This window comes from Mycobacterium sp. GA-1841 (assembly GCF_001954135.1).
In the GTDB taxonomy this organism is placed as follows: domain Bacteria; phylum Actinomycetota; class Actinomycetes; order Mycobacteriales; family Mycobacteriaceae; genus Mycobacterium.
Map to the genome: position 1 here is coordinate 1 of NZ_MBEQ01000047.1, position 21,314 is coordinate 21,314.

Here is a 21,314-nt window from a genome sequence, read left to right on the forward strand (position 1 = left end):
AGTTCTTGACGAGCTTGTTCTGCCCCCCGTGCCGACACCCGGTCATACATTCGCCGCACTCCAGGCACCCGGTGCGGTACGGCAAGGGGTCCAATGCCATGGGTCTGCTGCAGACCCTGATGACCGACGGCGCCGGACCGCAGGGCACCGACGTCCCGCGGTGGCGGCAGTTCTTCGATCAGGCCGGCGAAAATCCCCGCGAACTCGTGCGTCTGCTCAATCCCAAGCAGTGGAGCGAGCGGACCGTGATCGCGCTGGTGATGCAGCACCTCGACAACTCGATCACCACGTTCACCAAGCGTGGCCCGTTGGGCGCCCGCATCATGTCCTCCAAACAGGGCCACGGTGAACCGAACCCGACGTGGATCCCCGTCGGCAACGAGGTGACGCGGCGAATCGCCAAGAAGATCGACGGTGTGGCCGGCGGCACCTGGGGCGAGCTGTTCAACATTCCGCTGACCGCGCACTTCCTCGGCGGGGCGGCGATCGGCGAGGATGCCGAACACGGCGTCATCGATCCCTATCAGCGCGTGTACAACTACCCGACGCTGTACGTGATGGACGGTGCCGCGATCTCGGCGAACCTCGGGGTGAACCCGTCGCTGTCGATCACCGCTCAAGCCGAACGGGCGGCCTCGCTGTGGCCGAACAAGGGTCAAAATGACCAGCGACCGGGGCAGAATGAGCCATACCGCAAACTGGCGCCGATCGCGCCCGAGCATCCCGTGGTGCCGGCCGAAGCGCCCGCCGGGTTGCGGCGGCTGCCCATCGAGCCGGTCAACTCCGGCGGTTAGCGCTCGGCCGATTCCGGGTATCTAACCCGCGTCCCAGGGCGGCCCGGGATCGAAGGAGTGGGCGATGCGCGAGGCGTTCCGTGACGAGCTGGCGACACTGTGCAATCAACTGGCCGAGATGTGCGGACTTGCCGTCGATGCGATGCAACGTGCGAATCAGGCGCTGCTCGAGGCCGATCTCACGCTGGCCGAACAGGTGATCGCCGACCACGAACACATCGCCGACTACAACCGCCGCATCGAAGAATCGGCGTTTCGGCTGCTGGTGCTGCAGCAGCCGGTGGCCAGCGAGTTGCGTACCGTCGTCGGCTCGATGCACATCGCCGCCGATCTCGATCGGATGGGCGCACTCGCGGTGCATGTCGCCGACATCTCCCGGTTGCGTCATCCCGGCTGCGCGCTACCGAACGAGGTGCGTTCCAGCTTCGCCGACATGGGGGCACAGGCTGTGCGGTTGGCGCGCACTGCCCAAGAGGTGCTGATCTCCCGCGATACCGACGCCGCCGCACGCTTGCGCGATGAGGACGACGCCGTGGACGCCGAGCATCGGCATCTGTTCACCCTGCTGCTCGACCGGCATTGGGACGACGGGGTGTGCTCGGCGGTCGACGTGGCACTGCTGGGTCGTTACTACGAACGATTCGCCGATCACGCCGTCGAGATCGGCAAGCGCGTCATCTTCGAGGCGACGGGCGGGCGCCCGCTGCACAAGAAGCTGGCCTGATTGCGTTATCTGTCGCTGGCCGGGCTGGAGTCCAGGAGCGCGCTGAACAGCCGGGTGAGGGTGTCGACGTCGATCGTGCCTGGTTGCAGTACTTCCTCTGTGGCGATGCCGGCGATGATGGTCACCACCAACTGCGCCAGCGCCGACAGCTGCGTGCCGGGCAATGCGGTGCCGGCCTGCTCGACGATGCCCAGCGCCTGATCGGCGGCCGCTCGACGGCGGGCCACGAGGCGTTCGCGCAGCTGGGGATCACGAATGGCGCGTAGCCAGTACTCCATGAGCACGATCTGGTACTCGGTCTGATCGTGCACCGAATCCAGTGTGGAGCGGCTGAGAGCGGCGGCGATGGCGGCGGTATCGCCGTGCCCGCTGTCGAGCGCGGTCGCGATGAGCGCGCCGCGGCTCTCGAACTGCCGGTCCAGCAGGGCCAGGAACAACTCATCCTTGGACTCGAAGTTCGAGTAGACCGCGCCCTTGGTGAAACCTGCGGCGTGACCGATCGCGTCGATCGTGGCGCCGGCGAATCCCTCGGCCGCGAACACCTTCAGTGCGGCATCCAGGATCCGGTCGCGGACCTCATCGCGGGTGGGGCGGGTGCGTGCGGGTTTGACAGCCGGCATGACCAACACAATACTCGCTAGTATCGTATGGATACCAGTGAGTATCGAAAGGTTTCCGATGGACGACAAGGACAACGAGCAGGCTGCGCCGCAGATCATTGCGGCCGGGCTGGGTGTCGACGGTGAGCACGGACCGTTGTTCTCCGACGTCGACCTCGAGCTGACGCCGGGGTTCCACGCCATCCAGATGCCCGGCGGGTGGGGCCAGACTGCCCTGTTGCTCACGCTCTCCGGCCGGCTCAAACCCACCCGCGGCACCGTGACCGTCTGCGGGGAGACGCAACCTGGTGCGATCCGGCGACACTGCGCGATCGCCGCCTTCGCCGACATCGACGACCTCGAAGACTCGGTCACCGTGCAGACGGTGCTCGCCGAGCAGCGCCGCTGGCTCTCTCCGTGGTATCGGCGCGTGCCGCGCGATGCCGGCGAATCCGAGCTGCGCGAGGTGTTCGGAGAACTGCCGACGCCGGCGGCCGACACCTACATCAGTGAACTGTCCGACCTCGACCTGTTTCTGTTGAAGGTCACCCTGGCCCTGTTCTCGAACCGCCCGATCCTGGTGGTCGGTGATCTCGAACAGGTCCGGGACGACGCCCGTCGGGCCACTGCGGTCGAGCGCCTCGGCGCCATCGCCACCCAACGCAGTGTCGTTGTGGGCGTGACCAATCCGCTCGGCAACGACGCGCCTGACCATGATCTGCACGATCACCGCATCCTGACCGGGAAGGAATCATGATGTCGGGAGGACTCGCCGGCCTTTCGTGGGGCTCGGAGATCAAGCGGTTCAAACGCAGCCGCATGACCCGCGCCGCCATCGTGGTGCTGATGCTGCTGCCACTGGTGTACGGGGCGCTGTACCTGTGGGCGTACTGGGATCCCTTCGGCCAGGTCGACAAGATGCCCGTGGCTCTGGTCAATTCCGATCGGGGAGCGGAGGTTTCGGGCCAACACCTCAACGCCGGCGCCGAGATCGCCAAGAGCCTGACCGACGATGCGAGCTTGGACTGGCACGTCGTGGATGCCGATGAGGCACGCACCGGGGTCGAGCACGGCAAGTACTACTTCATGCTCGAACTGCCGCCGGACTTCAGCGAGGCGATCGCCTCACCGCTGACCGGGAAACCCAAGCAAGCCAATCTGATCGCGGTCTACAACGACGCCAACAACTACATCTCCTCGAACATCGGTCGCACTGCGGTCGACCAGGTGCTCAACGCAGTCTCGACTCGGATCTCCGGGCAGGCGGTCAACCAGGTGCTCTCCGTGGTGGTCAGCTCCGGAGCCGGGATCAAGCAGGCTGCCGACGGTGCGGCCCAATTGGCCGACGGTGCAGTGAAAGTCGACGACGGCGCCGGCCGGTTGGCGGCCGGCCTGCACGATGCGCGGTCCGGCTCGGCGCAGCTGGCCACCGGTGCCAAGCAGCTCTCCGACGGGATCGACAAGGCCACCGATCCATTGGTGGCGGTGACCTCCGCGCTGTCGAAGATCGGCGGCGACACCCAACAGCTGCAAGACGGCACCGCGGCGTTACGGCAGGCCAATGACCAGATCGGGGCTATCGCCGCGGCGCAGGACGGTGCCGCGTCAGCACTGTCCTCGGTGATCGACCAGCTGTCGGCCAGCCCCGATCCGATCGCCAACAACGCCGCCGGGACACTGCGCGGCGTCGCCGACGACCTTCGGGCCCATCAGTTCACGCCGCAGATCCGTCAGCAGTTGACCGACGCCGAGAACGCGGCGATCTCGATGACGTCGTCGCTACGCAGCCCGGGCAGTCCGTTGAACTCCGCACTCGATCAGGTGGGCAGCAAGAACGCCGATCTCAGTGCGAAGCTGAACCAACTGCGCAGCGGAGCGCGGCAACTGGCCACCGGCAACGCCGAATTGGCCGCGGGCATCGCCAAGCTCGACACCGGCGCCGGAGATCTGAAAAACGGTACCGGGCAACTGCGTACCGGTTCGGCGGAGTTGGCCAAAAAGCTCGCCGACGGTGCCGGTCAGGTACCGGACTGGACCCCCGAGCAGAAGGCAGCGATCGCCGATACGATCGGCGGCCCGGTGCATCTGCAGAACTCCGACGAGAACGCCGCGCCCAACTTCGGCACCGGGATGGCGCCGTTCTTCATCACGCTCGCGCTGTTCTTCGGCGCCCTGGTGCTGTGGATGGTGTTGCGACCTTTGCAGACCCGGCCGATCGCCGCGGAGGTCCTGGCGATCCGGGTGGTGCTGGCCAGCTACCTGCCCGCCGCGGTGATCGGGATCTTCCAGGCGATCATCCTGTACTGCGTGGTGCGGTTCGCGCTCGGCATGCAGGTGGTTCATCCGGTGGCCATGCTCGGTTTCATGATGTTGGTGTCGTGCGCGTTCGTCGCTGCGACGCAGGCGATCAACGCGTTCGTCGGCCCCGCGGTGGGCCGGGTGCTGGTGATGGCGCTGCTCATGTTGCAGTTGGTGAGCGCCGGCGGCATGTACCCGGTGGAGACTACCTCACGACCGTTCCAGGTGTTCCACAATTACGACCCGATGACGTTCGGTGTCAACGGTTTGCGCCAACTCATCCTGGGCGGTATCGACCATCGGCTCTGGCAGGCGATCCTCACGCTGTTGGTCATCTGGGCGGGTGCGTTGACCGTCTCGGCACTCTCGGCCAGACGCAACCGACTGTGGAACATGACCCGGCTGATCCCGGCCATCAAGATGTGAGAGGCGGGGGTCACCCTGCGCTGATCACCCGGCTCGGCCGGCCATGGATGTCGACCGGCACGTCGCCGGCCAGGGTCACCCGGTGCATCACCCGGCGCTGGTCGTCGTAGTCGTCGACCGCGCGGTGCTGAGTGGCCCGGTTGTCCCACATCGCGACATCGCCGGGGGCCCAGGTCCAGCGGACCGTGTTCTCCGGCATCGTGATTCGGCGCTGCAACAACTCCAGCAGGGTCGCCGATTCATGGCTGTCCAATCCGACGAAGCCCCGGGCGAAGTCACCGGCCACCAGCGTGCGTTCACCGGTCTCGGGATGCACTCGCACCACCGGATGCTCGGTGCGGAAATCGGGCTTCTCGAATACGGCCCGCATCTGCTGCTGCTCATCCGAAAGCGTCGGCGCGGCGGCGTAGTCGAACCGGTTGCTGTGTACGGCCCGCAGGTTCTCGGTGAGGTGTTTGAGCGGTGCGGGCAGTTGGTCGTAGGCCGCTGCGGTGGACGCCCACAGGGTGGATCCGCCGTAGGCGGGCAGGGTCACTGCGCGCAGGATCGAGATGGCCGGGTAATCCGCGACGAATGTGACGTCGGTGTGCCAACGGGTGGCCTTGGCGTATTCGGAGTCCAGCGGTGTGATGAGCGGGGCGTCGGCGGACTTGAGTGCGTGGTGGCCGATGGGTTGTCCCAGTAGGCGGGCGAACGCGTGCTGGTCTTCGTCGGTGAGCTGGTGCTGACCGCTGAAGAACACCACCTTGTGATGCAGCAGGGCCTGCCGAATGGCCGCGATCGGGTCGGCGTCGAGGTCACCACTCAGTTGCACGCCGTCGATGCGGGCACCGATACGACTGCCCAGCTTCGTGATGGTGAGGGGAGTGGCGGCAGGAGCAGTCATCGGAGGTCCTTTACACTGATGGATGGGCGTGTAGTCAGGTGACTACATGTAGTTGTGGGTTAGTGTAGTCGTGTGACTACATCACCGCCACCGGCGAAGGCCCCGATCGGTCGTGACGAGGTGGTGGCCGCGGCGCTGACCGCTGCGGCGGAACTGTTCGCCGAGCGCGGCCCGTCGGCCACATCGATCCGCGACATCGCCGCCAGGTCCAACGTCAACCACGGGTTGATCTACCGGCATTTCGGCACCAAGGACCAATTGGTCGGCGCGGTGCTCGAGCATCTCGGGGGGCAACTCACCGAATTGCTCGACGGTGACGGGCCCGGCGCGGAGATCGACCGGAACATGGATCAGCACATGCGGGTGATGGCCAGGGCGCTGCTCGACGGATACCCGGTCGGCCAGCTGCAGACCCGGTTCCCGGGCGTCACCCGGTTACTCGGCCAGGTTCTGCCGCGTTTCGACGACGAGCGCAGCGGGCGGTTGGCCGTGGCCAGTGCGGTTGCCCTGCAACTGGGGTGGCGTCTTTTCGAACCGTTCCTGCGGTCGGCGACCGGTCTGGACGCCGACGTCGAGGTCCGCGACGCCGTCGGGTCCGAGATCGCGCGGATGCTCCGGCCGACCGATCGCCGGGCGGAATAGTCAGCGACGTAGCGGAAGAGTCAGCGGCCGGCGCGACGACGCAGCGGCTCCCGCCCGCGCGGTTGAGGCGGCGGCGGCAACAGGGCATGACGCGGCACCACCTTGACCGTGCTCGGCTTCTGCGTGTTGAGCACCACGTCTTTTCCGGCGTGACGAATGGTCAGTGAACCGTCGGGGCCGTCGCGCAAGGTGTAGGTGACGTGGTGATGGTTCGCCTCGACCGTCACCCGGAAATCCCTCCACCGCAAGCGGAAACGCAGGCACGAGATGCCGTCGGGCAGGTGCGGATCCACCGAGAGGATGCCCTCGTCGTCACGCACCCCACCGAAACCGGCCACCAACGCGGTCCACGACCCGGCCAGCGAGGCCATGTGCAATCCGTCGCGGGTATTGCGGTGCAGGTCCCGCAGGTCGATCAGCGCGGCCTCGTAGGCGTAGTCGTGGGCCAACTCCAGATGGCCCACCTCGGCGCACATCACCGCCTGCGTGCAGGCTGACAGTGACGAGTCCCTCGTGGTCCGTCGCTCGTAGTAGTCGACGTTGCGGGCCTTCTGTTCGGGGGTGAAGGCGTGGCTCTGCCACTGCATGGCCAGCACCAGATCGGCCTGCTTGAGCACCTGGGTCGGATAGAGCCGCACATAGGGTTCGTTGAGTAGAAGCGGGTAGGTCGTGTTGGCCGAGAAATCCCACTCGGCCAGCGTGGTGAACCCCTGGCACTGCGGGTGCACCCCCAGTTCCTCGTCGTAGGGAATGTGTGCCGCATCGGCGGCGTCGCGCCAGGCCGCAGTCTCCTCGGTGGTCACCCCCATCGCATACGAAGCTTCCGGATGACGGGTACAGGCATCGGCGGCCACCCGAAGATTGTGTGCGGCCATCAGGTTGGTGAAGACGTTGTCGCGCACCATCGCGGTGTACTCGTCGGGCCCGGTCACCCCGTCCAGATGCCAGATCCCGTACCGGTCATGGTGACCCAGTGACGTCCACAGCCGGGCGGTGTCCACCAGGACCGCCAGCCCGCATTCCTTCTCTAGCGAATCATCGCCAGTGACAATGCGATAGCGCTCGAACGCCGCGGCGATGTCGGCGTTGATGTGCCAGGCGGCGGTGCCCGCCGGCCAGTAGGCCGAGCATTCCTCGCCCCGGATGGTGCGCCACGGGAAACTGGCCCCCTTCAGATCGAGAAGGGCGGCGCGTTCACGCGCCAAATCCAAGGTGGACGCGCGCCATCGCAATGCATCGGCAGCGGCCTGGGGTTTCGTGTACGTCAGCACCGGAAGCACGAAACCCTCGGTGTCCCAGAAGGCATGGCCGTCATAGCCGGTGCCGGTCAAACCCTTGCCGGCGATGGCGCGACGCTCGGCCCGAGCGCTGGCCTGCAGCACATGGAAGAGCCCGAATCGCACTGCCTGCTGGCAATCCGGGTCGCCTTCGACTTCGACATCGGCGCAGTCCCAGAACTCGTCGAGGTAGGCGCGTTGGGAGTCGAGCAGGCCCTGCCAACCGCTGTAACGCGCGCCCGTGATGGCACCCGCAACCTGATCCTGCAGCGCCGGACGCGAGCGCAGGCTCGACCATCCGTAGGCCAGATACTTGACGATGCGCAGCTTCTGGCCCGGGCGCAGGCCACAGATGACGGTTGTCCGGGCCAGATCCTTGTGGGAGTCGGTGCTGACCTCGACTCGCCCCGGTACCTCGACGTCGTGGTCCATCCCGGCCGCCATCATCAATGCGCTGCCGGTGGTGCGATGCACGAGAAGCGCGCTGTGGTCGGTATTTTCGTGATGGACGGCCTGCAGCGGTTTCTTGAGCACCGCTGACACCCGTGGGTCGTCGGACGTCTCGGGCTGGTCCTCGTTGGTGACGAGCTCGGATTGCACGGTGACCCGGACGAATTCGTCGACTGCCTCGACGATGTACTCGATCGCGGCCACGCCACGCTGGGCGAACGACACCAGCCTGGTGGAGACCACCCTGACCTGCTTACCCGCCGGTGAGCGCCAGTGGGCCTGGCGGGTCAGCGTTCCGGCGCGCAGGTCGAGCGTGCGCTCATGGTCGATCAGCTCGCCGTAGCGGACGTCGAACGGTTCGTCATCGACCAGCAGGCGCAGCAGCTTGCCGTTGGTGACATTGACGACGGTCTGGCCGGCTTCGGGGTAACCGAAACCCGCTTCTGCGTAGGGAAGTGGGCGAATCTCGAAGTATCCGGCCAGATATGTACCGGGCAGGCCGTAGGGCTCACCCTCATCGAGGTTGCCCCGAAGGCCGATGTGGCCGTTGGACAACGAGAACAGTGATTCGGATTGTGCGATCAGGTTGAGGTCCAGCTGCGTTTCGCGGACCTGCCACGGTTCCACCGGGTAGGCCTCGTGGGTGATCATCATCGCGCCACCAGCAGTTCGCCCAGGTCCGTCACCACGACGTCGGCGCCGTCACGCCGGAGTTCGGCGGCCTGCCCTACCCGATCCACACCGATGACGGAACCGAACTTCCCGGCCCGCCCGGCCGCGACGCCGGCCAACGCGTCTTCGAACACCGCAGCCTGGGCGGGGGCGACGCCGAGAAGTTCGGCGGCCCGCAGGAAGCTGTCCGGAGCCGGCTTGCCCGGCAGGTTCTCGTCGCGCATCGTCACCCCGTCCACCCGCTGTTCGATGAATGTGTCCAATCCGGTGATCTTCAGCACCTCCTCGGTGTTGGCACTGGAGGACACCACCGCCCGCCGCAGCCCGGCCTTTACCGCCGCCTCCAGATAACGGCGAGAGCCCTCGAACACCTCGACGCCGTCGCGTTTCAGGGTCTGGTGGAACATCGCGTTCTTGCGATTGCCCAGCCCTTCGATCGTGTCGACCGTGGTGGGGTCCTTCGGCGTGCCTTCGGGCAACACGATTCCGCGGCTGGCCAAAAACGACCGGACACCGTCTTCGCGACGCTTGCCGTCGACGTAGCGCAGGTAGTCGTCGTCGATGTCGAACGCGACGAACGGCTCACCGGACTGTTCGGACCTGGTCCGCAGGAACTCGTCGAACATGGCCTTCCAGGCCTTCTTGTGCACGCTTGCGGTGTCGGTGAGGACACCATCGAGATCGAACAGGCACGCGGTGATCTGCTCGGGCAGGCCCAGCACAGCGTCCTCGCTTTCGCCGACGTCTTCTCCATCATGCGGTAATCACCACGAGGATGGGGTGGTTAAACGTGGGGTTCACCGCACCGGCGGTGTGCCGGGACGTGCTGTGAAGGCATAAGGACCCGCTGAGCTGGATGGACGCGACGCATTCTGCGACTGGATTCGCGTGACCGGAAATCGCTCGCAGCGAGTCCGCTATATCTGACACCCCTACATGTCAGATAGGGGTACCGTGGAGACATGACTTCAAAATGGCCGGCAGGGCAGGCAGCATTTGTTACGGGAGCGGCGTCAGGAATCGGACTCGGGATGGCGCGGGCACTCGTGGCCGCCGGGGCGAAGGTGGCACTCGCCGACATCGATGAAACGCGGTTGGCCAAGGTCGAGAAGGAGTTGGCCGATGCGGGTGGCACCGTGGTGGCTGTGCCCCTCGACGTCACTGATGCCGATCAATGGACCGCTGCGGCCGACCGCGCCGAGGAAGCTCTTGGCCCGATCTCGATCTTGCTCAACAACGCCGGCGCCAACGGGGGCGGGGAGCTCGACAAGACGTCCCTGGAAGTCTGGCAGTGGGTCTACAAGATCAATGTCGAAGGACAGTTCATCGGCATTTCGACCTTCCTTCCCCGCTTCAAGGCTCGCGGGGGTCGAGCCCACATCGTCAACACGGCGTCGATGGCCGGGATCGTGCCGATGGTCCGTGTCGGGGCCTACTCCTCCTCGAAATTCGCGAGTCTCGGACTTTCGTGGGTGCTTCGCGACGAAGTGGTAGGCACCGACATCGGCGTCTCCGTACTGTGCCCGGGCACGGTGAACACCCGGATCAGCGAGAGCTCTGGAGAAGCCGAAGCCAAAGTGCTCGGACAAGAGGTGAATACCGCCGCCGTCGAAGGCAACAATGCGCTGCTGGCCCAGGGGGCGGACCCCAACCGGGTCGGCGAGCAGGTCGTCGAAGCCATGCAGGATGGTCAGTTCCTGATCATCACTCACCGTGACTGGGAACCGCTCGTCGATGCGGTCCATACCGAAATCAAAAGAGCGTTCGACGAATTCGACAACCGTCACGGCCCGGACAACACCGCGCGTCTTTTGGCGCAGGGAGCCAGTCCGGTCACGACATAGCAGTCCTGTCACGGCGCACGCACCGGCTGGCCGGTGCGTGCGCCGTTGCTTCAGGCCATCAACGTCACGAGGTCGCGCACTGGATCGCTGCCGTCCCAGTCGTCTGCGGCTGCCGCTGCGGCCGCGAACATCTTGACCGCGAGGCCTTGTCGACCCATCAGCTCCGTCATGCATCCGATCATCGGACGGGTATCGACGTAGGCCACGCGCGTCTCGCCCGCGACAACAGCGTTCATCACCACCTCGAAACCATGCTCCTGGTAGTTGCGGCATTCGGCCTCAACGTCATCCACCAAGCTGCAAATATGGTGCAGGCCGCTTTCGCCGTCTGCGTACACATCCCGGTAGGGCGACGGGGCGTTATCGTGTTGTTTGATGAGCTCGATCTGAACTCCGCCGGCTTGGGCGATGGCGCAGCTGATGTCGATGTCGACCGCGGCTCCCCGGTGGGTCGCTTCGGTGAAAATCGCACCGACATGCGAACCCACGAAAAACGGTCCGATCCGCGCCGTCTGCTGCCATTGCTCGACGGCCTTGTCGAGGTCATCGACGACCCAGGCGATCTGGTTGTACTGCTTGGCTACCAACACTTCTTCACCCTTCTTCTGACGTTGCGTGCCTGGACATCCTTCGTGCGGTGGGTTCCGCGACGTGCCGCCAGGGTTTCGCGTTGATCCGGACACTCCGAACCACCACGGCGACGGGTTGCCGCCACAGGTTGTTCGTGAACTCGTTGTCCGTGAGCCGGTTTGGAGACGACCCGAGGAGATTTGTTCGTTTCGATGTCCTTCATGCAGGACAGCTGACGAAACGCGCCCGCCGGGAGAATCTGACAATATATCATTCCACTTGACTCGACAATGGTCTGCTTGTGCACTGCATGGGCCGTGGTCGGTCTGGCAAGATCAATTGTCAATAGTGGGCTGTGGCTTGGTGACTGGGCAGGAGAGTGAAGGTGTCGGCTTCGGGGGCCGGTCGCGTGTACGGCGGGGTGACAGGTGAAGAGCGAATCGCGGAGCGGCGCCGGAAGCTGATAGAAGCGGGCATGAACCTGTTCGGATCTGGCGATCCGTCGACTGTTCGGGTCAAGGATGTCGTCGTCGAAGCCGGCTTGACCGAGCGTTACTTCTACGAGAGTTTCAGCGGACTCGACGTGCTGTTCGACGCGGTACTCGAGGCCGCTCTGGGCGGGATCGAGCAGGACGTCGAAGCCGCAGTCGCCAATGCGCCTTCGGGCGGCTTTTCCAGGGTGTCGGCCGGACTGCGGACCTCGGTCGAGACGCTCGCCGCCGACCCCCGGAAGATCCGGATCATCTTTGTCGAGGCGCTCGGCAAGGGTGGACGCGTCGGAGCCAATCGCAATGACATCCTCACCCACGCGGCGGAGAACTTCATCAGGTGGTCAGGCGACGACATCGGTGATTTCGGTGGTAGCTCTGCGGAATCCCGGATGAAGGCGTTTGCGATGTCGGGAGCTACCGCGGAGCTGTTGATCTCGTGGGCCGAAGGACTTCTCGACATCGCTCCGGACGAACTCGCGGAGTTCCTCGTCGGGCTGTACTGGCGAACCAACGTCCGCTAGCCACTCGTCCCCAGTCGGCAGCGGCCATCGACGCGGATCCGCCGGCGACAACGCGAACGTGACGCCGCCTCGATCGGCGCGCCAACTGGTTCGTAGTCGCCGGAAACGCCATTGGCTGTGCGTGTTTTCGAATCTCGCCGGGCACTTGACGAGGTGCGTGCCCCAGAGGCAAACTGACATCTATACATGTCAGATCGATCACAAACGCACCGAGAAGTGACGCTCGTCGAGGCGTCGCGGGCACTCCAGCTTTGTCGGTCGGCATGTGCTGGAAGAAATGGGTGAGCATGACGAAGTCAACGTGCTGTAGTGATTCCTGCTTGATGGACGCGACGTGGGTACCGGCGGCACTCCAGTGTGTTCGGCGTTGTCCGGCGCGCTCTGACTACATCGAGCTCTGCTTCGACACCCCCGAAGGCTCGTGGACGTGGTGCTTTCGGGATCCGTGCGTGTCGGGGGAGCCCGAGTCGAGCGGCGGCACCCTCGCGGTGACGCCCGGGCCGTATGGCACACGCGCTCGGTGCGTCAACGACGGTGAACTGGGATTTGCGCTGCCGATTGCAGAAGCCCTGCCGATGATTCTCGGCGGATCGCAGACATTCTTGGCGCGAAAGCTGATCGAACGGGGATGGTGATTACCCGTCGCCGGAAGGCAGGCGATGTCGTCTCTGCACGCCTGAAGTACGCACCCCGAAATCATTGGAAACGGACCACTTCGGAGGCCGGAATGCCTGAACGCAGACAGCGGTTCGACGCGAAGCGCCGGGCATCCGGAGTGCTCTCCTGCCTGACGATCGTGGCGGCCGTCTGTGTGGCAGTGGGAGGCCCGGCGAGCGCGGATCCATCGGACCCACCCCCTCCGCTGATGCCCGAGTTCATCCCGAGTGCGAGCAACTGGACTCCGCAGTTCCCCTATCCCTACGACCAGACCCGCAAGAACGTCACTGAGGCCGATATCAACGCCGAGCGGGAAATGTGCCAGTGGTTCGGAGCGCAGTTTCGGGATCTACGGGATCAGATGGACAAGTTCGGATTCAATCTGTTGCAGGCAAACAATGATTGGACCGTCGGCACGATCCAGGCCCAGGCTGACAATGTCGCCACGAACGTCGAACAGGCAGTCCGGTTCCTCACCCCGCGGACGACCGCGCTGACGATCAGTCAGGACTTCGCCGGAGACATGTACTTCCCGATCTACCAGGGCGAGCCCTTCTATCGGCTCTGGCAGGAACTGTCCAACGTCGGTATTGGTATCCGGGCACGTAACACCGCTTGGGTCTACGGCCCGTCGCAACAGCGAGTCAAACGCTGGGCCAGCCAGATCAAACGATCGCGTGTGTGCGAGCAGTAAGGCCTGAGTTCGTCATCGCGGCTGCGATGGGAACGTCTCCTGCTCGGTTTCCTGCTCGCAGCAGGACCGTGAACGCGACCGGAATCGCACGTTCTGCGCCCGATCAGGCGATCTGCCACCGGCCTCCGCCGTCGCGGTAGAAGAAGTACGCCGGGCAGTACTGCGCGACTGTCTCCCCTGGGCATGGTGTGCCGTTGTAGGTCGTCGTGGTGGTGTGGACGAAGCTGCTGGCCGGCAACGCGCTGGATACGAGACCCTGCGTGGATGTCACAGATGCCACCGCCATTACCGGGTACATCAGGCTTGCGCCCTGGTCCGGGTAGCCACAGCGAACGCACCATGGGTCCGGAGGAGGATTCGGATGAATGGTCGGCTGCCCCACCATGATCGGGCCGACGATCTGAACGTCGATCGCCCAATCCGGTGGATGGCCGGCATTGTAGAGATCGGTGAGAGTTTGCTTGACCTCCCAGTCGGCCGGTGGAGATCCCAAATCACCTACGTCCGCGCGAGATTCGGCACCATTGATGGACGTGACGGCAGAGCATGCGGAGACGAGGAGTGCCACAAACGCGAGCCGGGTGGAGAAACGAGTCACCCGCTGCGGGAATCCGCAACTGGACCGTTGATGCGCGAGCGGCACGACTACTCCTAGAGGTCAAGGTTTTTCCAGACCTTACTAAGCGCCAGGGTGATCTGGCTAGGGATCTTGTCAGATAGGTCGGGAGTGTTCTATGTTCGCGGTGCTTCGTGTCGATTCTGTGAGAGGCGGACTGAGATGGCGTCTGGGCGTGTCAGTTTGGCGGCGGCCATGACCCTGGCCGTGGCGATGACCTTCGCTCCTGCGGCAGCTGCAGATCCGACCGCAGATCTGAGGTCGGCCGTCGCGGCGAAGCGCGGCGGCTGTCCGGCGTTGCAATCCGACCCGGTGCTTGAGGGCGTTGCCCAGCGCGCAAACCTTGAGACGCAGAACTACGCCAATCGCACGGCCCGGTTCCAGCCGATGGAGGATCCGATGCCGATGTTGCGTCAATTGTCTTATCCTGCAGGCAAGGCGAAACTGTTGGCCGGCTTTGCCAGTACCCAGAAGTTCGCCGACGCCGAGCAGAAGGCGATCTACGGCGCGACGCTCTTCGGTTGGGACACCATCCCAGATTGCACCTACACCCGTTACGGGGCCGACGTGCTCACCGATGCCAACACGGGCAATACCACGGCTGCCATCGTGTTGGCCGGCGACTGAATCGTCCGACGGCGTCGGCCGAGGCGGCTAGGTGCAGTTGTTGGCAAATCTTATCCGCTGGTGGGGCGCTGGTTGGCGGCGACGGCCGTACTGCGTCCATCCGGACGCCTATCCGTCTAATCTGCCAATAGTTAGTGTCACTTATCTGACATTGCCCCGAAGTGTGAGCCAGTGGAGTAAACGGCAGCTGGCCAGGCGTCTTTCGCCGATCCGACCATAGCTGCAGGTCAAAGCCGCCTACGGGGCGATCCGACGACGCCGAACCGGCTCGGTGCGGATCTGACTCGCCACTGGCAATCTGACAATCTCGTGATGTAAGATCCTCGCAGCGATTGAGAGGGCTATCACAGTCAAACTCGACGACCGCCTACATCACATCGGCGGACCGGCCCCGGCAAGCATCTCAAAGGAACGAGTCAGCAAACAGATGGCAGTCACCAACGTAAGCGAACTTCGCGCTGAGGCCGACGCCGGCCGGGCAGTGCCATCGGGCCCAGTCCGTTCCGGACTGCATCGAGGTGCGTCGGTGGCCAGGCCGAGTCTCGACCGTCTACACAAGCTGCTTCGGCGTTTGGCGAAGCGCCCGATCGAAAGCGTCCACACGGTAGGTCGCGCGGTACTGCTGTCGGCGTCGGTGATCAGGTACATGGTCCAAGACGCGGTGTCGCTGCGTTTGCCGGGTGGGGAGATCACCCATCAGTGTTGGTCGCTGTACAAGGTCACCGCTTTGCCGGCTCTGTTGATGGCCGTCCCGATCGGCGGAATTGTGGCGGTCCAGACGGCCGGTCTGATCAACCAAGTGGGCGCGGCATCGATCGTCGGCGCGGCGAGCGGCGTCGGTATCGTCCGCCAGGGCGCTCCGATGACTGCGGGTTTGTTGATGGGTGGTGCGGCGGCTTCGGCGATCGCGTCCGACCTTGGGGCCCGGGCGATTCGCGAAGAACTCGACGCGTTTCGGGTGATGGGTGTCGACCCGGTCCGGACTCTGGTGGTGCCGCGATTTTTGGCCCTGATCATCCTGGCTCCGGTGTTGACGGCGGTGATCCTTGCTTCGGCGGTGGCGGCGTCGTTTTTGTTGGCGGTCACGGTCAGTGGTGTGACCAGCGGGAGTTTCTGGGCGTCGTTCGGTGCGTTCGCCAAGATTGTCGATGTGTGGTTTGCGATCGGGAAAGCGGTGGTGTTCGCGGCGATCGTGGCTATCGTGTCGTCGCTGAAAGGTATTGAGGCCAAAGGTGGTCCGCGTGGTGTGGCCGACGCGGTGAACGCGTCGGTTGTTGTCAACGTCGTCGGCATCGTGATCGCGAACCTGGTGATCACACAGATTCAGGCGATGTTCTTCCCGATGGCGGTGGCATAGTGCTCGACGATCAGGTGGGATCAGCAGCACCGTCCCGATACTTCAACCAATTTCGGTTCCTCGGGAGGTTGCTCAAGACCGTTCAGGCCCCGCTACATCGGATAGGCGGTGCCCTGCTCTTCGCCGGCCAGATCCTCTACTACCTGCCCGTCACCATCAAGCATTACCGCAAAGAGACGTTGGCCCGGATGATCAGTCTGTCGTTTGGCCGCGGCTCTTTGGTGGTCGACGGCGGGGTGATCAGTGTCCTGCTGATTCTCGGTATCGCGATGGGCGCTTCGGTCGCGATCGAGGCCTGGGCGACATTGAACCTTCTGGGTTTTGGTGCGCTGTCGGGAGTGGTAGGCGGTTTGGCCAACGTCCGGGAGATGGCCCCGGTGATCACGGGCATCGCTTTCGCTGCCCAGGCCGGTGCGCGAATGACCGCGGAGATCGGCTCGATGCGCATCGCCGAGGAGATCGATGCCACCGAAGCAATGGGCTTGCGGGCGTTGCCGTATGTGGCGGGGACGAGAGTTCTCGGTTCGCTGATGATCGTGATTCCCGGTTTTGCGCTTGCGTTGCTGGGAAGTTTCGCCATCTCCAATGCGATGATCACCGTGTTCTACGCCGCGCCAGAAGGCACCTATCAACACTATTTCGTCCAGTTCCTGTCGCCGACCGATCTCATGTACTCCACGATCAAGGCCACGGTCTTCTGCGCTGCCGTGACGATAATCCACTGCTACTACGGCTATTTCGCGTCGGGTGGGCCTGTGGGTGTAGGAGTGGCGTCCGGGCGTGCGGTGCGGGCGAGCTTGGTGGCCATTGTGGTCCTGGACTTCAGCCTCACGGTGGCTTTTTGGGGCCTGCAACCAACATTCGTGTTCACCGGGTAGGGGATTGGGACGATGACGACGCTACTTCGCGTGGACGAACGCAAGCACGAGCGCATTCTGACCTGGATCGGTGCCGGATTCGTGCTGTTCTGTGTGCTCGCATTCCTGCTGTATTCCACGGTGATCAATCCGTCCGGGCGGCCGGCCGAGGACACCATTTCGGTCGCCATCGACACGCCGTATGTGGGGCAGGGTGTCGACGACGGCACTTCCGTCATCCTCTATGGCCACAAAGTCGGTGAGGTCACCAACATTTCGAAGCTCGCCGATAGCCGTGTGCGCGTAAATGTCGACCTCGAAGCCGGTCCTACCAAGGGCCTGACCGACGCGGTCGCCATCGATTTCCGGCCCGCCAACTACTTTGGTATCACGGGTATCAATCTGGTTCCCGCGGACCATGGCGAGGTTCTGCGCAACGGTGCCTCGATCAGCGTTGAGCCGAGGGGTAACTTCACCCTGCAGACCCTGCTGTACCGGCTGGGTGAGATCACGCACGACGTGATCACACCTCAGTTGATCAGCGTCGTGGATCGAGCCACCCGTTACACCGATGCATTGAATCCACTGTTCGAAACGATGGTCCTGGTCTCGACGGCAGTGACGGATGTCCAGACCGTCAGCACCGAGCAGTTGCTGCGAAATACCACGGCAATCAGCGTCGGTTTGCCCTCATTTCTCGACGGGGCGATCAGCGCCGGCCAGGGTTACATCTGGAATGCCGCCGGTGTGCATTTCGATCCGGAAGAGGCGCGCGCATCGAACCCATATCTGAAGTACTACAGCCAAGAGAAGGTGGACTACTTCAACTCGGCAGTCGACGATTTGGTCGCCAATCCGGACAAGTTCATCTACGGACGACTCCGCGAGTACTTCAAGGGCGCGAAGTACGACCTCTTTTCCAAGGTGGGAGACCTGGAAGGCTCGCACACCTTCGACCTGTTCCCCGTGGTGGATCAGGTTCGGATGATGGCCGATGTAGTGCCGCGTCTGGTCGATCCGGCTGATCTCGGGGACAAGTTGGGTGAGCTGCGCTCGCGTCTGGAACGCATGTATGCGGGCTCGGGGGACCAGCATGCCCTGCAGGTGCGCGTCGTATTGGATCAGCTGCCAGGAGTGGCTGCGCCGCTGAACGTCATGCTCGGAGACATTCAATGAGGAAACATCTTGGCGCACTGTTTAAGTTCGCCATCGCACTCGTGGTCAGCGGGCTTTTGCTCGTTGCCATCGTCAATGTGATCAGGCAACCTGTCGCGAATGAAACGCGCAGCCTCAGCGCGCAATTCACCGACATTTCTGGGCTGCACGAAGGAGCGGATGTGCGGGTCCGCGGCGTGCGGGTCGGCAAGGTGCAATCGATGGCCCTCAACCGCACCGGGGGGCGCACGGTCGCCACAGTCCAGTTCACCTTGGAACGGCGCTACAGCATCGTGCCCATGAGCCGCTTGGCGGTGAAGTTCCAGGCGCTCACCGGACTGCGCTATATCGACGTCGCCGACGCGGCCGCAGGTGATGCGCCCGATCAGCTGACTGATATCCCGACGTCGATGACGATTCCGTCTTTCGATGTCACGGTGCTGTTCAACGGTTTACAGCCGGTGCTGGCGAAGTTGGACCCCAACGAGATCAACACTTTCACCGACAACGTGGCCACCTTCCTGGCCGGTGACGGAGATGGCCTGGGGCCGATGCTGGACAGCATCAAACGCTTGACCGGGCTGGTCTCGGACCGGGAAGCGGTGGTCTCGACGATCCTGAACAATTTGAAGACGGTTGCCGAGGGTGTGCGCGGGAAGTCAGCGGAGTTGCCCAAAATTCTCGACCAGATCAAGATCGTCACCGATTCGACGCTGACCGTTCTGGACGAATTCCGTAAATCACAGGTATATGGTCCTGCCTTCACCGCTGAGGTGGATCGACTGTTGGTTGCCATGGGACTGGACAGCGGGCCATGGACGGCCCCGGGCTACAAGCCGGGATGGGATCCGGAAAAGGCCTTCGACAAGGCCATCACGAATCTCTACAACGAGATGGACGGAGTCAAGCGGATTCCGGTGGTGTGGGAGAACATCCCGCCGCCGCCGGTGGACGGCAATCCTGCCCCGTGCTCGAAGGGGCCGGCCGAGTTGCCGCTGCCGATGGATGTGCTTCTCAACGGACGCAAGGTGGTCATATGCAATCAGTGAGGAAGGCTGTGCGTAACCCACTGTGGTGGGGGGTGATCACGGTTGCGTTGACAACAGTCGTCGCCTTGGTGGTCGCCTGGGTGTATATCGCACCGCCCAACCGTCAGCTGGTTGCGTTCTATACCGATGACGCCGCGTCGGTGCGTTCCGGGGACGCGGTGCGGGTCGCCGGCCTGGACGTCGGCACCGTCAAAAGTGTTTCGCTGGAACCACATCAGGTTCGCGTGCAGTTGTCGTTGAAAGACGACGTATTCATCGGCGATCAGACCCAGGTCGAGGTCCGGATGCTCACCGTCGTCGGTGGCTATTTCGTCACCTTGCTGCCGATGGGGGACCGGCCGTTGGGCCGCAAACCCATTCCGAACGAGCGGGTCACCATGCCCTACAGCCTGATTCGCACGCTGTCGGATGCCACGAAGCTCACCGATCAGGTTGCGCCGCGGCCGATCAACGAATCGCTGAGCCAGATTCAGCAGGGCCTGACCGGGTCCAACACCGAGATCCTGGCCAAGATCATCGACGCCGGCGACGCTGTCAGCCAGGTGCTGGAACGTCAGCGCGGCCAGCTGACCAGCATCCTGGAGATGTCCAATGAGTATCTGCAGACGATGAACAACAACCGGGAGCTGTTGGAGTACCTGATCTCGCGTATCGCCATTCTCGAGGAGACGATGATTTTGTACGGCGACGGATTCGCGGGCGGGCTCGTGGGCCTGGGCAAGGTTGTCGACAAGATCTTCCCGCTCATCCCGTTCTACTTCGAGCATCGCGAAGATTTCCTCAATCGGGTGCGCGGGGTGCTCTCGGAGTTCCAGACGGTCGCAGACCGCAACGGTGTGTTGGTGCGGTGGCTACGAAATATCCGGGGCAGCATGCAGAACACCCTTGATGCCCAGAACCGGGGCACACCACCACAACTGCTGGCCACCGACCTGTGCTTCCCGATCGAGGGAAAGATCTGCTGATGCGTTGGATCATTCCGGCAAGCCGTGTCGTCATTACGGCCGGCGTGGCAGTCTCGGCCATCTGGGGCGCCACGTCATGTGGGATTTCATCGGCGATGTCGACGGAATCGGCAAACGAGTACTGCGCCATCATGTCCGACAGCGTCGGCCTGTACGTGGGCAACCATGTCACTCAGATGGGATACCCGATCGGCGAGGTGAGCAGCATCGAACCGCGACCTTCCGATGTCAAGGTCGTGTTCTCGCTGAACATGGACAGGCCGATCCCGGAGGAGGTGCGAGCGGTCACCCGGTCGCCTTCCGTCCTCGCCGACCGGTCACTCGAACTGGTCGGGAACTACACCGACGGACCGAAACTACGTCCGGGCGAGTGCATTCCGCTCAAGCAAACGTCCACCCCGCTGAGCATCGCACAGATCATCGGCTCGGCCAACGACTTCATCAACGCGGTCAATCCTGAGGGGTCGACGAACATCGCCGATTCGCTGAGGGGCGTCGACCAGGCGATGTCCGGCCAGGGCGACCGGCTCAACCAGTTGATGAGCCGGTCCTCGCAGCTGCTGGACAGTCCCGATCAGGCGATCGCGCAGCTGGGCGAGATCACCCGCAACGTCGCCGAACTCACCACGATGGTGCGAGACAACCGAGCTGACATCAAGACGATCGTCACGGACCTGCCCTCGGCGGTACCGAACGCGTTGAATTCCTTGGTGGGCGCGTACGAATTCGATGCACCGGTGGCAGACCTCATGACCATCGTCAACGACATCGAGATCGAATTGGGCCCGGAGTTCCAGACTGCGCTGGACGTCACAGGTGAGCTGATGCGGATTGCCAGCCCCCACTACAAGGGCATTGCCAACATGCTGAATCCGTTGCCGCGGTGGATCAGTGGCGTCAATGGCGAACCACCCGGTGCCACGGAAGGAGGGTTCACCAAGCGGGCCAACAATCACCCGTTCATCGTGCTGCCCTACCGACCGCCGCTGTTCCGGATTCCCACCGCCAACGGTCTGTTGGCCTGCGGAGCGATGAACGCGTCCGCGCCGGGTAGCTGCGCCGACATCGCCGGCCGTCCGTACGCGGTCGATGTCGCGTTGTTGCAGTACGTCCTCACGGAGGCCCAGCGTCGATGAAGATTCG

General features: G+C 63.7%; 21 protein-coding genes. 15 read left to right on the forward strand and 6 right to left on the reverse strand.

The genetic code is table 11. The annotated features are described in order from the left end of the window. Both A5740_RS11500 and phoU read left to right on the forward strand, forming a co-directional pair. On the forward strand, window positions 1–794 hold a 794-nt coding region (locus A5740_RS11500; protein WP_371454747.1), incomplete at its 5' end, for a GMC oxidoreductase. Window positions 795–858: 64 nt separating this feature from the next. Next, a complete protein-coding gene (gene phoU / locus A5740_RS11505) occupies window positions 859–1,518 on the forward strand; it encodes a phosphate signaling complex protein PhoU (protein WP_067776257.1) in 660 nt (219 codons plus the stop codon). A gap of 5 nt (window positions 1,519–1,523) precedes the next feature. Here phoU and A5740_RS11510 read toward each other — a convergent pair whose 3' ends face one another. Beyond that, a complete protein-coding gene (locus A5740_RS11510) occupies window positions 1,524–2,150 on the reverse strand; it encodes a TetR/AcrR family transcriptional regulator (RefSeq protein ID WP_076194218.1) in 627 nt (208 codons plus the stop codon). A 46-nt stretch (window positions 2,151–2,196) separates the two neighbouring features. Here A5740_RS11510 and A5740_RS11515 point away from each other — a divergent pair, with 46 nt between their 5' ends. Together A5740_RS11515 and A5740_RS11520 are read left to right on the forward strand one after the other, a co-directional pair. Further along, complete coding sequence (locus tag A5740_RS11515; protein WP_076194155.1) at window positions 2,197–2,874, forward strand: hypothetical protein; 678 nt, start codon at window positions 2,197–2,199, stop codon at window positions 2,872–2,874. Next, window positions 2,874–4,841, forward strand: coding sequence for a YhgE/Pip domain-containing protein (locus A5740_RS11520; RefSeq protein ID WP_076194157.1), 1,968 nt, complete (start codon window positions 2,874–2,876; stop codon window positions 4,839–4,841). The genes A5740_RS11515 and A5740_RS11520 overlap by 1 nt, the downstream gene beginning before the upstream one ends. A gap of 10 nt (window positions 4,842–4,851) precedes the next feature. On the opposite strand, the gene A5740_RS11525 is transcribed toward A5740_RS11520, so the two are convergent. Then, window positions 4,852–5,727: a TauD/TfdA family dioxygenase gene (locus tag A5740_RS11525; RefSeq protein ID WP_076194158.1), complete on the reverse strand. Its 876-nt coding sequence runs from the start codon at window positions 5,725–5,727 to the stop codon at window positions 4,852–4,854. Between the two features lie 72 nt (window positions 5,728–5,799). Between A5740_RS11525 and A5740_RS11530 the strand changes: the two genes are divergently transcribed. Next, complete coding sequence (locus A5740_RS11530) at window positions 5,800–6,369, forward strand: TetR/AcrR family transcriptional regulator (protein WP_076194160.1); 570 nt, start codon at window positions 5,800–5,802, stop codon at window positions 6,367–6,369. Between the two features lie 20 nt (window positions 6,370–6,389). Here the strand turns inward: A5740_RS11530 and A5740_RS11535 are convergent, their stop codons facing one another. After that, window positions 6,390–8,747 carry a glycoside hydrolase family 65 protein gene (locus tag A5740_RS11535; RefSeq protein WP_076194220.1) on the reverse strand — a complete coding sequence of 786 codons (2,358 nt, stop codon included), beginning with the start codon at window positions 8,745–8,747 and terminating at the stop codon, window positions 6,390–6,392. Beyond that, window positions 8,747–9,490 carry a beta-phosphoglucomutase family hydrolase gene (locus A5740_RS11540; RefSeq protein WP_076194161.1) on the reverse strand — a complete coding sequence of 248 codons (744 nt, stop codon included), beginning with the start codon at window positions 9,488–9,490 and terminating at the stop codon, window positions 8,747–8,749. Before A5740_RS11540 ends, A5740_RS11535 begins: the two co-directional genes overlap by 1 nt. Before the next feature lie 240 nt (window positions 9,491–9,730). Here A5740_RS11540 and A5740_RS11545 point away from each other — a divergent pair, with 240 nt between their 5' ends. Beyond that, the gene (locus A5740_RS11545; RefSeq protein WP_076194163.1) at window positions 9,731–10,612 is read left to right on the forward strand and encodes an SDR family oxidoreductase; all 882 of its coding nucleotides are present in this window, start codon (window positions 9,731–9,733) and stop codon (window positions 10,610–10,612) included. A 50-nt stretch (window positions 10,613–10,662) separates the two neighbouring features. Here A5740_RS11545 and A5740_RS11550 read toward each other — a convergent pair whose 3' ends face one another. After that, a complete protein-coding gene (locus tag A5740_RS11550; protein WP_076194164.1) occupies window positions 10,663–11,202 on the reverse strand; it encodes a VOC family protein in 540 nt (179 codons plus the stop codon). A gap of 455 nt (window positions 11,203–11,657) precedes the next feature. Here A5740_RS11550 and A5740_RS11555 point away from each other — a divergent pair, with 455 nt between their 5' ends. Together A5740_RS11555 and A5740_RS11565 are read left to right on the forward strand one after the other, a co-directional pair. Next, entirely contained in the window at window positions 11,658–12,194 is a 537-nt protein-coding gene (locus tag A5740_RS11555) for a TetR/AcrR family transcriptional regulator (RefSeq protein ID WP_254849147.1), read from the forward strand. A gap of 727 nt (window positions 12,195–12,921) precedes the next feature. Then, on the forward strand, window positions 12,922–13,545 hold the full coding sequence (locus tag A5740_RS11565; protein WP_076194169.1) for a hypothetical protein: 624 nt from the start codon (window positions 12,922–12,924) through the stop codon (window positions 13,543–13,545). Window positions 13,546–13,648: 103 nt separating this feature from the next. On the opposite strand, the gene A5740_RS11570 is transcribed toward A5740_RS11565, so the two are convergent. Further along, window positions 13,649–14,188: a hypothetical protein gene (locus A5740_RS11570; RefSeq protein ID WP_139335077.1), complete on the reverse strand. Its 540-nt coding sequence runs from the start codon at window positions 14,186–14,188 to the stop codon at window positions 13,649–13,651. Between the two features lie 135 nt (window positions 14,189–14,323). Here A5740_RS11570 and A5740_RS11575 point away from each other — a divergent pair, with 135 nt between their 5' ends. The 7 genes from A5740_RS11575 to A5740_RS11605 all read left to right on the forward strand — a co-directional run bounded on the left by A5740_RS11575 (window position 14,324) and on the right by A5740_RS11605 (window position 21,307). Then, entirely contained in the window at window positions 14,324–14,788 is a 465-nt protein-coding gene (locus A5740_RS11575; RefSeq protein ID WP_076194172.1) for a hypothetical protein, read from the forward strand. Between the two features lie 427 nt (window positions 14,789–15,215). Continuing rightward, window positions 15,216–16,145, forward strand: a complete 930-nt coding sequence (locus A5740_RS11580) for an ABC transporter permease (protein ID WP_083654050.1) — start codon at window positions 15,216–15,218, stop codon at window positions 16,143–16,145. Further along, window positions 16,145–17,023, forward strand: a complete 879-nt coding sequence (locus A5740_RS11585) for an ABC transporter permease (protein ID WP_083654052.1) — start codon at window positions 16,145–16,147, stop codon at window positions 17,021–17,023. Before A5740_RS11580 ends, A5740_RS11585 begins: the two co-directional genes overlap by 1 nt. Window positions 17,024–17,035: 12 nt before the next feature. Next, complete coding sequence (locus A5740_RS11590) at window positions 17,036–18,178, forward strand: hypothetical protein (protein ID WP_076194174.1); 1,143 nt, start codon at window positions 17,036–17,038, stop codon at window positions 18,176–18,178. Then, complete coding sequence (locus A5740_RS11595) at window positions 18,175–19,206, forward strand: MlaD family protein (protein WP_076194176.1); 1,032 nt, start codon at window positions 18,175–18,177, stop codon at window positions 19,204–19,206. The genes A5740_RS11590 and A5740_RS11595 overlap by 4 nt, the downstream gene beginning before the upstream one ends. Beyond that, window positions 19,194–20,171: an MlaD family protein gene (locus A5740_RS11600; protein WP_076194177.1), complete on the forward strand. Its 978-nt coding sequence runs from the start codon at window positions 19,194–19,196 to the stop codon at window positions 20,169–20,171. The genes A5740_RS11595 and A5740_RS11600 overlap by 13 nt, the downstream gene beginning before the upstream one ends. Further along, the gene (locus tag A5740_RS11605) at window positions 20,171–21,307 is read left to right on the forward strand and encodes an MCE family protein (RefSeq protein ID WP_076194179.1); all 1,137 of its coding nucleotides are present in this window, start codon (window positions 20,171–20,173) and stop codon (window positions 21,305–21,307) included. Before A5740_RS11600 ends, A5740_RS11605 begins: the two co-directional genes overlap by 1 nt. Window positions 21,308–21,314: the final 7 nt, after the last annotated feature.